11 protein-coding genes are annotated in these 14,714 nt (G+C 64.8%); 5 read left to right on the plus strand and 6 right to left on the minus strand.

From position 1 onward, the window contains the following. Positions 1–29: 29 nt before the first annotated feature. Positions 30–2,405, minus strand: a complete 2,376-nt coding sequence (locus HV773_RS24495; RefSeq protein ID WP_129561684.1) for a UvrD-helicase domain-containing protein — start codon at positions 2,403–2,405, stop codon at positions 30–32. A 96-nt stretch (positions 2,406–2,501) separates the two neighbouring features. Further along, positions 2,502–3,719, minus strand: coding sequence for a hypothetical protein (locus HV773_RS24500; protein ID WP_129561683.1), 1,218 nt, complete (start codon positions 3,717–3,719; stop codon positions 2,502–2,504). A 271-nt stretch (positions 3,720–3,990) separates the two neighbouring features. Between HV773_RS24500 and HV773_RS24505 the strand changes: the two genes are divergently transcribed. Continuing rightward, the gene (locus HV773_RS24505) at positions 3,991–6,858 is read left to right on the plus strand and encodes a valine--tRNA ligase (protein WP_129561682.1); all 2,868 of its coding nucleotides are present in this window, start codon (positions 3,991–3,993) and stop codon (positions 6,856–6,858) included. Between the two features lie 64 nt (positions 6,859–6,922). Then, positions 6,923–7,804, plus strand: coding sequence for a UTP--glucose-1-phosphate uridylyltransferase GalU (gene galU, locus HV773_RS24510; RefSeq protein WP_129561681.1), 882 nt, complete (start codon positions 6,923–6,925; stop codon positions 7,802–7,804). Positions 7,805–7,924: 120 nt separating this feature from the next. Here galU and HV773_RS24515 read toward each other — a convergent pair whose 3' ends face one another. The 4 genes from HV773_RS24515 to HV773_RS24530 form a co-directional block, all read right to left on the minus strand. Further along, a complete protein-coding gene (locus HV773_RS24515) occupies positions 7,925–8,152 on the minus strand; it encodes a sulfurtransferase TusA family protein (protein ID WP_028208042.1) in 228 nt (75 codons plus the stop codon). A 126-nt stretch (positions 8,153–8,278) separates the two neighbouring features. Further along, positions 8,279–9,346, minus strand: coding sequence for a Gfo/Idh/MocA family oxidoreductase (locus HV773_RS24520; RefSeq protein WP_129561680.1), 1,068 nt, complete (start codon positions 9,344–9,346; stop codon positions 8,279–8,281). Positions 9,347–9,418: 72 nt separating this feature from the next. Then, complete coding sequence (gene iolG / locus HV773_RS24525; RefSeq protein ID WP_129561679.1) at positions 9,419–10,438, minus strand: inositol 2-dehydrogenase; 1,020 nt, start codon at positions 10,436–10,438, stop codon at positions 9,419–9,421. Next, entirely contained in the window at positions 10,431–11,321 is an 891-nt protein-coding gene (locus HV773_RS24530) for a MurR/RpiR family transcriptional regulator (RefSeq protein WP_129561678.1), read from the minus strand. Before HV773_RS24530 ends, iolG begins: the two co-directional genes overlap by 8 nt. Before the next feature lie 207 nt (positions 11,322–11,528). Between HV773_RS24530 and HV773_RS24535 the strand changes: the two genes are divergently transcribed. The 3 genes from HV773_RS24535 (at position 11,529) to HV773_RS24545 (ending at position 14,695) form a co-directional block, all read left to right on the plus strand. Further along, positions 11,529–12,590 carry a sugar ABC transporter substrate-binding protein gene (locus HV773_RS24535; protein WP_129561677.1) on the plus strand — a complete coding sequence of 354 codons (1,062 nt, stop codon included), beginning with the start codon at positions 11,529–11,531 and terminating at the stop codon, positions 12,588–12,590. Between the two features lie 94 nt (positions 12,591–12,684). Beyond that, entirely contained in the window at positions 12,685–13,860 is a 1,176-nt protein-coding gene (locus HV773_RS24540) for an ABC transporter permease (RefSeq protein ID WP_129561676.1), read from the plus strand. A gap of 13 nt (positions 13,861–13,873) precedes the next feature. Then, positions 13,874–14,695, plus strand: coding sequence for an ATP-binding cassette domain-containing protein (locus HV773_RS24545; protein WP_129561675.1), 822 nt, complete (start codon positions 13,874–13,876; stop codon positions 14,693–14,695). Positions 14,696–14,714 lie beyond the last annotated feature (19 nt).

Raw genomic sequence — 14,714 nt, forward strand, 5'->3', positions numbered from 1 at the left:
TGGGTTAATGCGTTGCACGGGAACGGCGCTCACTCGACCGGCTGCAGCTTCGCCACAGCCAGCGCGAGCCACTTCTCGCCATGGCGCTTGAAGCGCACCTGCGCCTTGGCGTCGGTACCGCTACCTTCGAGCGCCGTGATCGTGCCTTCGCCGAACTTCGTATGAAACACGACCTGGCCCACACGGAAGCCCGTCTCGGCCGCGCGCTGCTCGTTGGCGAACGCAGGCGCGGGGCTCTTGTCCGCGACATAGGCATCGCGGTCGCGACTGCCGCCGCCGCTGTTGCCATTGCCGCCCGGGCGCGAGAACCAGTCGCGCCCCCAGCCGGCGTTGTCCGAGCGCCCGCCCCAGCGCGCGCCCGCTTCGACCTTCGGCGTGAGCCACTTGAGCGATTCCTCCGGCAGTTCGTCGAAGAAGCGCGAGCGCACGTTGTAGCGCGTCTGGCCGTGCAGCAGACGGCTCTGCGCGAACGAGATATAGAGCCGCTCCTTCGCGCGCGTGATCGCCACGTACATCAGGCGGCGCTCTTCCTCGAGGCCATCGGCTTCCATCGCGCTGTTCTCATGCGGGAACAGCCCCTCTTCGAGACCGGTGATGAACACCGCCGTGAATTCGAGCCCCTTCGCGGCATGCACGGTCATCAACTGCACGGCGTCCTGGCCGGCCTGCGCCTGGTTGTCGCCCGCTTCGAGCGACGCATGCGAGAGAAAGCCCGCGAGCGGTGTCATGACGTCGGGGTTCTGCGCGGGATCCGTGATGGCGGGTGCGTCGAGCACTTCGATCTCGCCGTCCTGCGAGACGATCTCGGGCAGCGCGCTCGCGCCCGGACGCAGTGGAATCGAGCGCGCGGGCGTGTCCATGCCGTAGCCTTCCTCACTCACGAACGCGGTGGCCGCGTTCACGAGTTCCTGCAAGTTCTCCAGACGGTCCTGGCCTTCGCGCTCGCCCTGGTAGAACTCGGCCAGACCGCTCATGCGCACCGTGTACTCGACAGTCTCGGGCAGGCTCATCTGCGCGGTTTCGGCGCGCATCTTCGCGACCAGGTTCGCGAACGAGCCGAGGCTCGTACCGGCCTTGCCCGTGACATAGGGAATCGCTGCCGCCATCGAGCAGTTGTAAAGGCGCGCTGCGTCGGCGAGTTGTTCGATCGAGCGCGCGCCAATGCCGCGCGTCGGGAAGTTCACGACGCGCGCGAACGCGGTGTCGTCGTTGGGGTTGTCGATCAGGCGCAGATAGGCGAGCGCGTGCTTCACTTCCTGACGCTCGAAGAAGCGCAGGCCGCCATACACCTTGTACGGCACGCCCGCGTTCACGAGCGTGTGCTCGATCGTGCGCGACTGCGCGTTGCTGCGATAAAGAATCGCGATCTCGTTGCGCGCGAGGCCCTGATTGATGAGCGCACGCACTTCCTCGACGATCCAGCCCGCCTCCTGCGAATCGGTGGCGGCCTCGTAGATGCGCACCGGCTCGCCGTGGCCCGCGTCGGTGCGCAGGTTCTTGCCGAGGCGGCGCGAGTTATGCGCGATCAGATGGTTCGCCGCATCGAGAATGTGGCCGTGCGAGCGGTAGTTCTGCTCGAGCTTGATCATGTGCTTCACGCGGAATTCGTTCTCGAAGTCGCGCATGTTGCCCACGTTCGCGCCGCGGAACGCGTAGATCGACTGGTCGTCGTCGCCCACGGCGAAGATCGCGTTGCCCGAGCCCGCGAGCAGCTTGAGCCACGCGTACTGGAGCTTGTTGGTGTCCTGGAACTCGTCGACGAGGATGTCGCGAAAGCGCGCCTGGTAATGCGCGCGCAGCGGCGGGTTGTACGCGAGCAGTTCGTAACAGCGCAGCAGCAGCTCGGCGAAGTCGACCACGCCCTCGCGCTGGCACTGCTGGTCGTAGGCCTCGTAAAGCTCGACGAACTTGCGGTTGTAGTGGTCCGTGACGTCGACGTCCTTCGGCCGCAGACCCTGCTCCTTCGCGTTGTTGATGAAGTGCTGGAGGTTCTTCGGCGGGAACTTCTCGTCGTCGATGTTCAGGCCCTTCATCAGGCGCTTGATGGCCGAAAGCTGGTCGGCAGTATCGAGGATCTGGAACGTTTGCGGCAGGCCGGCATCGCGGTAATGCGCGCGCAGCATGCGGTTGCACAGGCCGTGGAAGGTGCCGATCCACATGCCGCGCGTGTCGATGGGCATCATCGCCTGAAGGCGGCTCGTCATTTCGCGCGCGGCCTTGTTCGTGAAGGTCACGGCGAGAATCGTCATCGGCGAGGCAAGGCCCTGCTGGATGAGCCACGCAATGCGCGTGATCAGCACGCGCGTCTTGCCGCTGCCGGCCCCGGCCAGAATGAGCGCCGGTTCGTTCGGCAACGTGACGGCGGCGTGTTGTTCGGGGTTCAGGTTGGCGAGCAGTTCAGGCATGGAGGCGGCAGGCTTCGGAGTAGACCGCCATTATAAATGGGCATGGGCGATCGTCCGGCCTGCCGCCTCCCTCGGCTCGCTGCGCGGATGCGCCCTTTATTGCGCTTGCGGTGGCGGTGCGGCGGCGTCCGGCTTGCCCTTAATAGCGTCGAAACGGCTGTTCACGATCGATTGCATGAAGGTCTTGTCGAAGCCGTCGGCCACTTTCCAGCCACCCCCATCGCGTTCGAACACGAATTCGCCTTTCAACTGCCGATAAGGCATCGCGCCGATGGCCCCCATCAATTGGTCGCGATACTCGATTTGCACTGGACATGCGTACCGCCCCCCGTCGAGCGCGCGGCAATCGGCACTCGGCAGCACTTCCTGAACGCTGTCCGCCAAGGTCTTCGGTTCGGCGTCCGGGTCGTCGCCGGGCAGGCTTTTGCCGTAGGACGGCGCAAGCTCGGCCGCGTCCCCGTCGAGCTTGCGCAGCCCCGCCACGATCGCCGTGCGCATGGCCTCGCGGCCTACCGGCGCGCCAAGCTTCTTGTTCAGCGCGCTGCCGGTATAGCGGGCCATGATGACCTCGACCGGCAGCATCTGCACGCGGAAATCGCTGCGGCTGCCCGGGACGCGCTCGACCACATATCCCGCCTTCTCGCCCGAATCCTTGCCGCCCGTTTCGATGCTGGCCGTGCAGGCCCGCGTGCCGGTGTCGTCGTCGTAGCCAACTTCGGTTTCGTGGGTGAAAAAGATCGACTGTGGGCCTTCACCCGAGAGCAGGATCTTCGGGTCGTGCATTGCGCTCACGCCCACGTCGACGGCAATGAGCATCAGCGTCTTGCGGGTGCTGCTCGCGTCGCAACCCGGGGTGGACGGGAACATCGTCCAAAGCACGTAGCCTCCGGCCAAGACCAGCGGGCCGCCTATCGAGAGCAGCAATTTGCGCTTGGCCTGGCGCATCCGGTGTTTGCTGTGCTCGTCGATGGCCTTGCTCAGGCTCGGGTCGAGCCTCTCGAGCACGGGCATGGCCGGCAGCAGGTAGTCGGGCACGGTACGCGTGCGTAATTGCTCGAGCAGCCGCTCCGTGGCGGCTTGCTCGGCCTGTGCATCGGTGTAACCGTTCATGATGAGCCAGTCCAGCGCGGCGCGCGCCGAGACGACCGGCATCGGCGGCGGCTCGCCCTGCTCGCGGACTTCGTCGAGCAGCTTCTGGACGGACTCCTTCTTCACATAGCCGGTGCCCTGCAGCACGGCCAGCATCGTGAGCCAGGCGTCATCGTTTTGGCCGGCGGCCTGGGTTTGATCCGTCGCATTGAAATCAGTGCTCATGCGCCCCCTCCCTTTGTCGTTTAGTGTTTGATTCGAACTACGCCATACACGGCGCCTTGCACATCGCGCGCAAGGAACCGCCGGAGCCGCGCGCAGGATAGCGGCAAAAACAATTTCGCGGCCGTAGCGTGGCCGTGGCGACAACGCAAGCACAGCGGCGCGCACCCAGCAATCCGCCGCCGCGAGCCGCAGACCGAACCACGGCCCGGCCTGACGGCGCTTCCCCTTATAATCGAAGGTTTTCAGCATCTTTTTTCGGCAGATTCCACCCATGAGCGACAGCACGCTAGCGAAAAGCTTCGAGCCGCAGACGATCGAAGCCCACTGGGGCCCCGAATGGGAGCGCCGCGGCTACGCCGCCGCGACCCTCACGCCCGGCCGCGCCAACTTCTCGATCCAGTTGCCGCCGCCCAACGTCACCGGCACGCTGCACATGGGCCACGCGTTCAACCAGACGATCATGGACGGCCTCGCGCGCTACCACCGCATGCTCGGCGAGAACACCCTGTGGGTGCCGGGCACCGACCACGCGGGCATCGCGACCCAGATCGTGGTCGAGCGCCAGCTCGACGCGCAGAAGATCTCGCGCCACGACCTCGGCCGCGAGAAGTTCGTCGAACGCGTGTGGGAATGGAAGCAGCAGTCGGGCTCGACCATCACGGGCCAGGTGCGGCGCCTCGGCGCCTCGATCGACTGGTCGCGCGAGTACTTCACGATGGACGACAAGATGTCGGCCGCCGTGCGCGACGTGTTCGTGCGCCTCTATGAACAGGGCCTGATCTACCGCGGCAAGCGCCTCGTGAACTGGGACCCGGTGCTGCTCACCGCCGTCTCGGACCTCGAAGTGGCGAGCGAAGAGGAAAACGGCCATCTGTGGCATCTGAGCTACCCGCTCGCTGACGGCTCGGGCCACCTCACGGTCGCCACCACGCGCCCGGAAACCATGCTCGGCGACACAGCCGTGATGGTCCATCCGGAAGACGAGCGCTACGCGCACCTGATCGGCAAGACGGTGAAGCTGCCGCTCGCGGACCGGGAAATCCCCATCATCGCCGACGAATACGTGGACCGCGAGTTCGGCACGGGCGTCGTGAAGGTCACGCCCGCGCACGACTTCAACGACTACCAGGTGGGCCAGCGCCACGGCCTGCCGATGATCGAGATCCTCACGCTCGACGCGAAGATCAACGACAACGCGCCTGAAAAGTACCGCGGCCTCGACCGCTTCGCGGCGCGCAAGCAGGTGGTGGCCGACTTCGAGGCGCTGGGCCTGCTCGAATCGGTGCAGCCGCACAAGCTCATGGTGCCGCGCGGCGACCGCACCGGCGTCGTGATCGAGCCGATGCTCACCGACCAGTGGTTCGTGGCGATGACCAAGCCCGCGCCCGAGGGCACCTTCAACCCCGGCAAGTCGATCACCGAAACCTCGCTCGACGTGGTGCGCAGCGGCCAGATCAAGTTCGTGCCGGAAAACTGGACCACCACCTACTACCAGTGGCTCGAGAACATCCAGGACTGGTGCATCTCGCGCCAGCTCTGGTGGGGCCACCAGATCCCGGCGTGGTACGGCGAGAACGGCGAGATCTTCGTCGCGAAGAGCGAGGAAGAAGCGCGCGCGCAGGCCGACGCCAAGGGCTACAAGGGCGCGCTCAAGCGCGACGAGGACGTGCTCGACACGTGGTTCTCGTCGGCCCTCGTGCCGTTCTCGTCGCTCGGCTGGCCGGCCGAAACGCCTGAACTGAAGGCCTTCCTGCCCTCCTCCGTGCTGGTCACCGGCTTCGACATCATCTTCTTCTGGGTCGCGCGCATGGTCATGATGACCACGCACTTCACCGGCAAGGTGCCCTTCGACACGGTCTACGTGCACGGCCTCGTGCGCGACGCCGAAGGCCAGAAGATGTCCAAGAGCAAGGGCAACACGCTCGACCCGATCGACATTGTCGACGGCATCGAACTCGAAGCGCTGGTCGCCAAGCGCACCACCGGCCTCATGAATCCCAAGCAGGCCGCGACCATCGAGAAGAAGACGCGCAAGGAGTTCCCGGACGGCATTCCCGCCTTCGGCACCGACGCGCTGCGCTTCACGATGGCCTCGATGGCCACGCTCGGCCGCAACGTGAACTTCGACCTCGCGCGCTGCGAGGGCTATCGCAACTTCTGCAACAAGCTCTGGAACGCCACGCGTTTCGTGCTGATGAACTGCGAAGGCCACGACTGCGGCTTCTCGAAGCCGGGCGCGTGCCAGCCGGGCGATTGCGGCCCGGGCGGCTACACCGACTTCTCGCAGGCCGACCGCTGGATCGTCTCGCTCTTGCAGCGCGTGGAAGCCGAAGTCGCGAAGGGTTTCGCCGACTATCGCTTCGACAACGTGGCCAACGCCATATATAAGTTCGTCTGGGACGAATACTGTGACTGGTACCTGGAGCTCGCGAAGGTTCAGATCCAGACCGGCACGCCCGAGCAGCAGCGCGCCACCCGGCGCACGCTGTTGCGCGTGCTGGAGACGGTGCTGCGCCTCGCGCACCCGGTGATTCCGTTCATCACCGAAGCGCTGTGGCAGAAGGTGGCGCCGCTCACCGACGTGTACCCTCAGGGAGCAGCCGAGGGCGAGGCATCGATCATGATGCAGCCTTACCCCGTGGCCGAGCCGAAGAAGATCGACGAAGCCGCCGAGCAATGGGCCGCCAACCTGAAGGCCGTGATCGATGCATGCCGCAACCTGCGCGGCGAGATGGGCCTCTCGCCCGCGACGAAGGTGCCGCTGCTGGTGACGGGCAACGCGGAGCGTCTCGCGTCGTTTGCGCCCTATGCGCAGGCGCTCGCGAAGCTTTCCGAGGTCCAGATCATCGCCGACGAAGCGACGCTCGACGCCGCCTCGGCGGGCGCGCCGGTTGCTATCGTGGGTACGGACAAGCTCGTGCTCAAGGTGGAGATCGACGTGGCGGCCGAACGCGAGCGTCTCTCGAAGGAAATCGCGCGACTGACAAATGAAGTGACGAAGTGCAATGCCAAGCTAGGAAATGACAGTTTTGTTGCAAAAGCCCCGCCTGCGGTGGTTGAGCAGGAGCAGAAGAGGCTGGCAGAATTCCAGGCAACGCTGGGCAAGCTGACCGCGCAACTCGCGCGGCTGCCGGCCTGAATCAGTCAAGAAAGAGTCTGGCGGCGCGCGCGGCGCCAGACCCATCAGGACCAGGACTAGAGACATGCTAAAAGTTACTAAAGCGGTATTCCCGGTGGCGGGCCTCGGCACGCGCTTCCTTCCGGCCACCAAGGCGAGCCCGAAGGAAATGCTTCCGGTCGTGGACAAGCCGCTGATCCAGTACGCGGTCGAGGAGGCCGTCGCGGCTGGCATCACCGAAATGATCTTCGTGACGGGCCGCAGCAAGCGCGCGATCGAAGACCACTTCGACAAATCGTATGAGATCGAAGCCGAACTCGAAGCGCGCGGCAAGGAAAAGCTGCTCGAGCTGGTGCGCAACATCAAGCCGAACAACGTCGACTGCTTCTACGTGCGCCAGCCCGAAGCGCTGGGTCTGGGCCACGCCGTGCTGTGCGCGGAGAAGCTCGTGGGCGACAACCCGTTCGCCGTGATCCTCGCCGACGACCTGCTCTACGGCACGCCGCCCGTCATGAAACAAATGGTCGATGTGTTCGACCACTACCATAGCTCGGTGCTGGGCGTGGAAGAGATCCCGCCCTCGGAAACGCGCTCGTACGGCATCGTCGACGGCAAGGAGTGGGAAGACGCGATCGTCAAGCTCTCGGGCATCGTCGAGAAGCCGGCGCCCGAAGTCGCGCCGTCGAACCTCGGCGTGGTGGGCCGCTACGTACTCAAGCCGCGTATTTTCCAGCACCTGCGCTCGATCAAGCCGGGTGCGGGCGGCGAACTCCAGCTCACCGACGCCATCCAGTCGCTGCTCGCCGACGAGCAAGTGCTCGCGTACAAGTACCACGGCACGCGCTTCGACTGCGGCAGCAAGCTCGGCTACCTGAAGGCCACTGTGGAATTCGCGCTGCGCCACCCGGAAGTGGCCGCCGATTTCGCGGAATATCTGCGTACGCGCAAGCCGGAACTGGAAGGCTAGGCGCCCCCGGCTAGGCGCCCCCGACTAAGCTTCCCTGGTCGGCAAAGAAAATGGCCCGCAATCTCACGATTGCGGGCCATTTTTTCATGCGTTGCGCTCGGGCGCAGCGCGCCGGCTGTTTCAGCGGCGGCGCATCAGGAACACAAAGGTCTTGTCCTGCTGCGAGCTTTCCACGATCTCATTGCCCGTTTGCTTGGCGAAGGCCGCGAAATCGCGCTGCGAGCCGGGATCGGTCGCGAGAACCTTGAGAATCTGGCCGCTTTCCATGTCGGCGAGCGCTTTCTTGGCGCGCAGGATCGGCAGCGGGCAGTTCAGCCCACGCGCATCCACTTCCTTGTGAACCTGAATCTGCATCGGGTTGGATCCTTCGTTGGCGCGCCACCTCGGCGGAGGGCGCTGGGTGTGCACGGATAACAGCGATTTTACCGCAGCCGCGTACAACACCGCTTGCGTGCCTCTGGCGGCCTGCGCACCTCAGAGTGTCACCGCCTGCCCCATGCGCAGCGACTCGCGCAGCGCACAACCGATTCGCGTCGCTTCCAGCGCGTCCTCCAGCGTCGCGCCCTGCCCCGCACCCGCCGCCGCGTCTTCCGTCTCACCGCCCTCTCGGGCACGCACCGCCGCGACAAACGCCTGCGCTTCAACAAGGAACGCCTCCTCGAAGCGGTCGAAGAAGGTCGGCGTGCATTCGCTGCGCATGCCGTGCATGTCGTAGATCTCCACTCGGTTCGCGCGCGGCGCATGGCCGATCGCCAGCGCGCCGGCCGTGCCGATTACCTCGCTCGACGTGTCGTTGCCGTGCGCCATGGTGCGTGACGCGTAGAACATGGCGAGCTTGCCGCCTTCGAATTCGCAGATCGCCACACCGTTGTCGACATCGCCGAATTCACGCAGGCCCTCGTGCAGCGCCACCGTGCCCGCCGCGAACACGCGCGTGGCTCGCGGCTTGCCGAGCAGCCAGCGCGCGACGTCGATATCGTGCACGGTGCAGTCCAGGAAGATGCCGCCCGAGCCCGGTGCGAAGCGCACGAAAAAGCCGTCCGGATCGTTGAGGTCGCAGGTTTGCGAGCGCACGAGAAATGGCCGCCCGATCGCTCCGGCGCCCAGCTTCGAGAACGCGTCGTGATAGCTCGGATCGAAGCGGCGCATGAAGCCAATCGTCACCTGCTGCCCGGAAAAGCGCCGCGCCTCGTCGACCACGCGCTCGCATTCCGCCACGTCGAGCGAGAGCGGCTTCTCGCAGAACACGTGCTTGCCCGCGTGCAACGCCGCGACGACCTGCTGCGCGTGCAGTGCGGAGGGTGTCACGAGCCACACGGCGTCCACCGTGGCATCGGCCAGCAGCCCGGCATAGTCGCGATACTGCCGCGCTTCGGGTATCGCCTCGTGCGCCCACGCAAGATCGCCGTCGAGCGGGCTGCATGCGGCCGCCAGCGTCGCGCCAGGCACACGGTACGCAAGATTGAGCGCATGCCGCCGCCCGAGCCGCCCCAATCCGGCCACGCCCACGCGCAACGGCCGGGTACGTTCATTCGCCTGCATCGCCTGTCTCCTTTGGAATCCTCTCTATCTGGCAAGCGCGATGCCGCCACGGCCCTCGCTCGCGCGACGTGATCATGCCCCCAGCTTCACCACGCGGCCTTCGCGCCACGACAGCGCCGCCGCCTCCGCAAGCTCCAGCGCCTTGAGGCCGTCGGCCACGCTCGTGCGCACGGGCGTGCCCTGCGTGACGGCCTCGTAAAAGTGCGCCATCTCGCGCGCATAGGCCGCCCGGTAACGCTCGAGGAAGAACGCCTCCGGCACATCCCGCGCCACCGCGCTTTGGGTCCACGACACCACCTCGGTAGGCGTCATGTTGCCCGCCTGGAGCATGCCCGCGCTGCCGAGAATCTCGAAGCGCTGGTCGTAGCCATAGGCCGCGCGCCGCGCCGTGTTGATCTGGCAAAGACGCCCGCGCTTCGTGCGGATCGTGACGGCGGTGGAGTCGATGTCGCCCGCATCGGCGATGGCCGGATCGGAGAGGCAACTGCCCGTGGCATGCACGGTGTCGGCTTCGTCGTCGAGAATCCAGCGGAAGATGTCGAAGTCGTGGATCAGCATGTCCTTGAAGATGCCGCCCGAGCGCACGATGTAGTCCACGGGCGGCGCGCCCGGGTCGCGGCTCGTCACGACCAGCATCTCGGGCGTGCCGATCTCGCCCGCATCCAGGCGCGCCTTGAGCGCGGCAAAGGTGGGATCGTAGCGGCGCTGAAAGCCGATCATGGCCACCACGCCCGCGCTCGCCACCGCATCGGCACACTCGCGCGCGCGGCCGATCGCGAGATCGACCGGCTTCTCGCAGAAGATATGCTTGCGCGCCGCCGCCGATTTCAATATCAGTTCGGAATGCGTATCGGTTGATGAGCAAATCACGCTCGCGTCGATCGAAGCATCGCCGAGCGCGCCCTCCACGTCGGCCACTTGCGCGCCGTGCTCCGCCGCGAGCGCGGCCGCCGCCTCGCGGTTCACGTCGACCACATACTTCAGACGCACGCCGGGCTGGCGCGCGAGGTTCGCCGCATGAATCCGGCCGATGCGGCCCGCGCCAAATACTGCAACATTCACCGTCGCGTTCGGCGTCTTTGCTTCAGTCATCGTATTCTCCAGGGTCGGTCGATTCTTCCACATTGAGTTCGAGCCGGTACGCGAGCGCCACGAACAGCGCCTGGCACAGGCAAAACGTGCTCGTCAGCGAGCGGAACGCGAACGCGCTCCCCTCCTTCACATACAGTTGTGCATCGGCGTGGCGCGCGAGCGGAGAAAGTTGGCTATCCGTAATAACCAGCGTCTTCGCCTGATGCTGCTGCGCCACGCGCAGGCAGTATTGCGTCTCCTTGCCGTAAGGCGCGAAGCTGATGGCGATCACCACATCACCCTTCTTCACGCTGCGGATCTGCTCGTGATACATGCCGCCGAAGCCCGACACGAGATGCACGCGCTTTCTCGTGTGCTGCAGCGCGTAGACGATATAGCTCGCCACCGCGAACGAGCGGCGCACACCGATCACGTAGATGTTGTCCGCGTGCTCGAGCATCTTCACGGCGGCGTCGAACTGCGCGTCGTCGAGTCCTGCCTCCAGTTCGTCGAGCCCATTGCGGCACGCGCCGATGAATTCGCGCGCGACCGCGCCGCCGAGGTCCGGACTCGCGCTACCGTCCTTCGCTTCGATCAACTGGCGTATGCGCTGCTGATAGCTCGTGGCCGACGCCCCCTGCCCCGCATAGGCCTGGCGGAACACCGCCTGCAAATCGGAGAAGCCCGAAAAGCCGAAGCGCTGCGCGAACCGCACCACCGCCGACGGATGCACCGAGCAGCTCGCAGCAATGTCGCTGGTGCGATCCATCATGACGCTCGCGCGGTTCTGCTCGATATAAGTTGCGACGCTCTTCAACTGCCGCGGCAGCGCCTCGTACTCGTGCGCAATGCGCTGCATCAATTCGTCCACGCCTGCTACGGCGTCGCTGGTTTCATCGGCCATGATCGTTTTTCCCTGTTCGACGGAGCCGATTATAGGCAGCGCCGCTCGTGATTGGAACAGATTTTCCATTTTTATTTGCAATGAAATTTCTGTTGCAACTCGCCCAACGATCGCCTACTCTTGTCGATGAGCGAAGCGGCAACGCAAGCCCTGAAGCGCGCGTCGCTCACCCCAAGAACGAACGACAGACCGAGAAAGGTGGAGACAATGACGCAACGCAAGGGCAAGACCATGCTCCGAAGGTTGGCCGCAGCGCTCACGCTGGCAGCGGGACTGAGCGGCTTGAGCGCGCTGGGTGCGCAATCGGCGCAGGCCGCCGACGCGCACTTCGTGCTGATCAGCCACGCGCCGGATTCGGACTCGTGGTGGAACACCATCAAGAACGCCATCAAGCAGGCCGACGAGGACTTCAACGTCGAAACCGACTACCGCAATCCGCCCAACGGCGACATCGCCGACATGGCGCGCCTGATCGAGCAGGCCGCCGCGCGCAATTACGACGGCGTCATCACCACCATCGCCGACTACGACGTGCTGAAGAGCTCCATCGGCAAGGTCACGGAAAAGAAGATCCCGCTCGTCACGATCAACTCCGGCACCGAGGAGCAGAGCGCGAAGCTCGGCGCGATCATGCACGTGGGCCAGCCTGAATACGTGGCGGGCCACGCAGCCGGCGAAAAAGCCAAGGCTGCGGGCGTGAAGTCGTTTCTCTGCGTGAACCACATCGCCACCAATACGGTTTCGTTCGACCGTTGCCGCGGCTTCGCGGACGCCATCGGCGTGAACTACAAGACCTCGACGATCGACTCGGGCCAGGACCCGACCGAAATCCAGTCGAAGGTGAGCGCGTATTTGCGCAACCATCCGAACACCGGAGCGATTCTCACGCTCGGCCCGGTGCCGGCGGCGGCCACGCTCAAGGCGGTGCAGCAGATGGGCCTCGCGGGCAAGATCTACTTCTGCACGTTCGACTTCTCCGATGAGATCGCCAAGGCGATCCGCGCGGGCACGATTCAGTTCGCCATCGACCAGCAGCCGTATCTGCAGGGCTATATCCCGGTGGCCGTGCTCGCGATCGTGAAGAAAGAACATACGACCGACCCGGCGAAGATCCGCCAGATTCTCGAAGCCAATCCGAAGTTCAAGCAGCGTCTGGAAACCTACGGCCTGCAACCCTCGTACGGACCGCGCAATATCCGTTCGGGCCCGGGCTTCATCACCAAGGAGAACCTCGACAAGGTCGTGAAGTACGCGGGCCAGTACCGCTGATCCCGCAGGTTAGAGAAGCGTCTTTCCGTCACCAAGCGATCGCACCCGGCGCACACCAGACGTGCGCATGGTCCGGTCGAATCAAGGAGCCATCATGGGTGTAGCCGGCAAACACTTCCCCTCGCATGCAACGGACGACACGCAAGACCCGCGCACGGGTCAGCCGTCGTCAGCGGGGCCAGGCGCCGACGACGAGCGCGTGCGGCGCGAGTCGTGGTTCGGGCATCTGCTCGGCCGCCCCGAATTTGCCGCGATTTCCGGCACCGTGCTCGTGTTCGCCGTGTTCGCGATCGGCGCAGGCGGCTCCGGCATGTTCGACCTCGACGGCGTGATGAACTGGTCGCAGGTGGCTGCTTACTTAGGCATCCTTGCCGTTGGCGCCTGCCTGCTGATGATCGCCGGCGAGTTCGACCTCTCGATCGGCTCGATGATCGGCTTTGCCGGCATGATGGTGGCCATTCCCACCATGTACCTCCACTGGCCCATCGCGCTGTCCATTCTGTTCGCGTTCGTGGGCTGCACCGCGCTAGGCGCATTGAACGGCTACCTCGTGATGCGCACGCGCCTGCCTTCGTTCATCGTCACGCTCGCGTTCCTGTTCATCCTGCGCGGCCTCACGCTCGCGCTCTCGATCATGTTCGCCGACCGCACGATCGTCTCCGGCGTGGGCGATGTCGCGAAAGCCGACTACATGACCAACCTGCTCTTTCACGGCACCGCATTCAAGGGCCTCTTCGTAGCGCTCGCGCATCTTGGCATCGGCAAGATGCTCGACAACGGCCAACCGCTCGTACCGGGCGTGCCGAAGGTCATTCTCTGGTGGTTCGCGCTCGTGGCCATCGGTGCGTTCACGCTCGCCAAGACGCGCTACGGCAACTGGGTCCTCGCCGTGGGCGGCGACGCCAACGCCGCGAAGAACGTGGGCGTGCCGGTCAAGCGCGTGAAGATCTCGCTCTTCATGCTCACCGCGTTCTGCTCGTGCCTGTTCGCCGTGCTGCAAGTGTGCGACATCGGCTCGGCCGCCGCGGACCGCGGATTGCAAAAGGAGTTCGAGGCCATCATCGCCGCGGTGATCGGCGGCACGCTGCTCACGGGCGGCTACGGCTCGGTGATCGGCGCAGCGTTCGGCGCGCTCATTTTCGGCGTCGTGCAGATCGGCATCACTTACACGAACATCGACTCGGACTGGTTCCGCGTCTTCCTTGGCGTGATGCTGCTTATCGCCGTGCTCTTCAATCATTATGTGCGCCGCCGTGTCGCGCAATCGTAAGCTGGAGGCCAACATGACATCCTCGCAAAACAGCGCCGCTTCCGGTGAAAGTAGCGACACGATCCTCGCTCTCGAAAACGTCAGCAAGTACTTCGGCAAGGTCATTGCGCTCAACGGCGTCACGCTGCACCTGAAGCGCGGCGAAGTGCACTGCCTGCTCGGCGACAACGGCGCGGGCAAGTCCACGCTCATCAAAACGCTGGCCGGCGTGCACGCGCCCACCTCGGGCCAGTATTTCGTGGACGGCAAGCCCGTGCGCTTCGATTCGCCCAAGGACGCGCTCGACCTCGGCATCGCAACGGTTTATCAGGATCTCGCGCTAGTGCCGCTGCTTTCGGTGGCGCGCAACTTCTTCATGGGCCGCGAACCGCAGAAGAAGCTCTTCGGCTTCATCAACGTGATGGATCTCGATGCGAGCGCAACCATCGCGAAAGACCGCCTTTCCGAAATGGGCATCAACGTGCGCGACCCGCATCAGGCCATCGGCACGATGTCGGGCGGCGAGCGCCAGTGCCTTGCGATCGCGCGTGCGATTCATTTCGGCGCGCGAGTGCTGATTCTCGACGAGCCAACTGCCGCGCTCGGCGTGAAGCAGAGCTTCAACGTGCTCAAGCTGATTCATAACGCCCGCGCCAAAGGCATCTCGGTGATCTTCATCACCCACAACGTCCACCACGCCTACCCGATTGGCGACTCGTTCACGCTGCTCAATCGCGGCCGCTCGCTCGGCACGTACACGAAGGACACGATCAGCAAGAACGAGGTGCTGGACATGATGGCCGGCGGCGCGGAGATGCAGAAGATGATTGCCGAGCTCGACGGCGCGACCATTTGACTACGTGCGGGACCGAATA

It is taken from the genome of Paraburkholderia caffeinitolerans (assembly GCF_902859945.1).
GTDB classification, from domain to species: domain Bacteria; phylum Pseudomonadota; class Gammaproteobacteria; order Burkholderiales; family Burkholderiaceae; genus Paraburkholderia; species Paraburkholderia caffeinitolerans.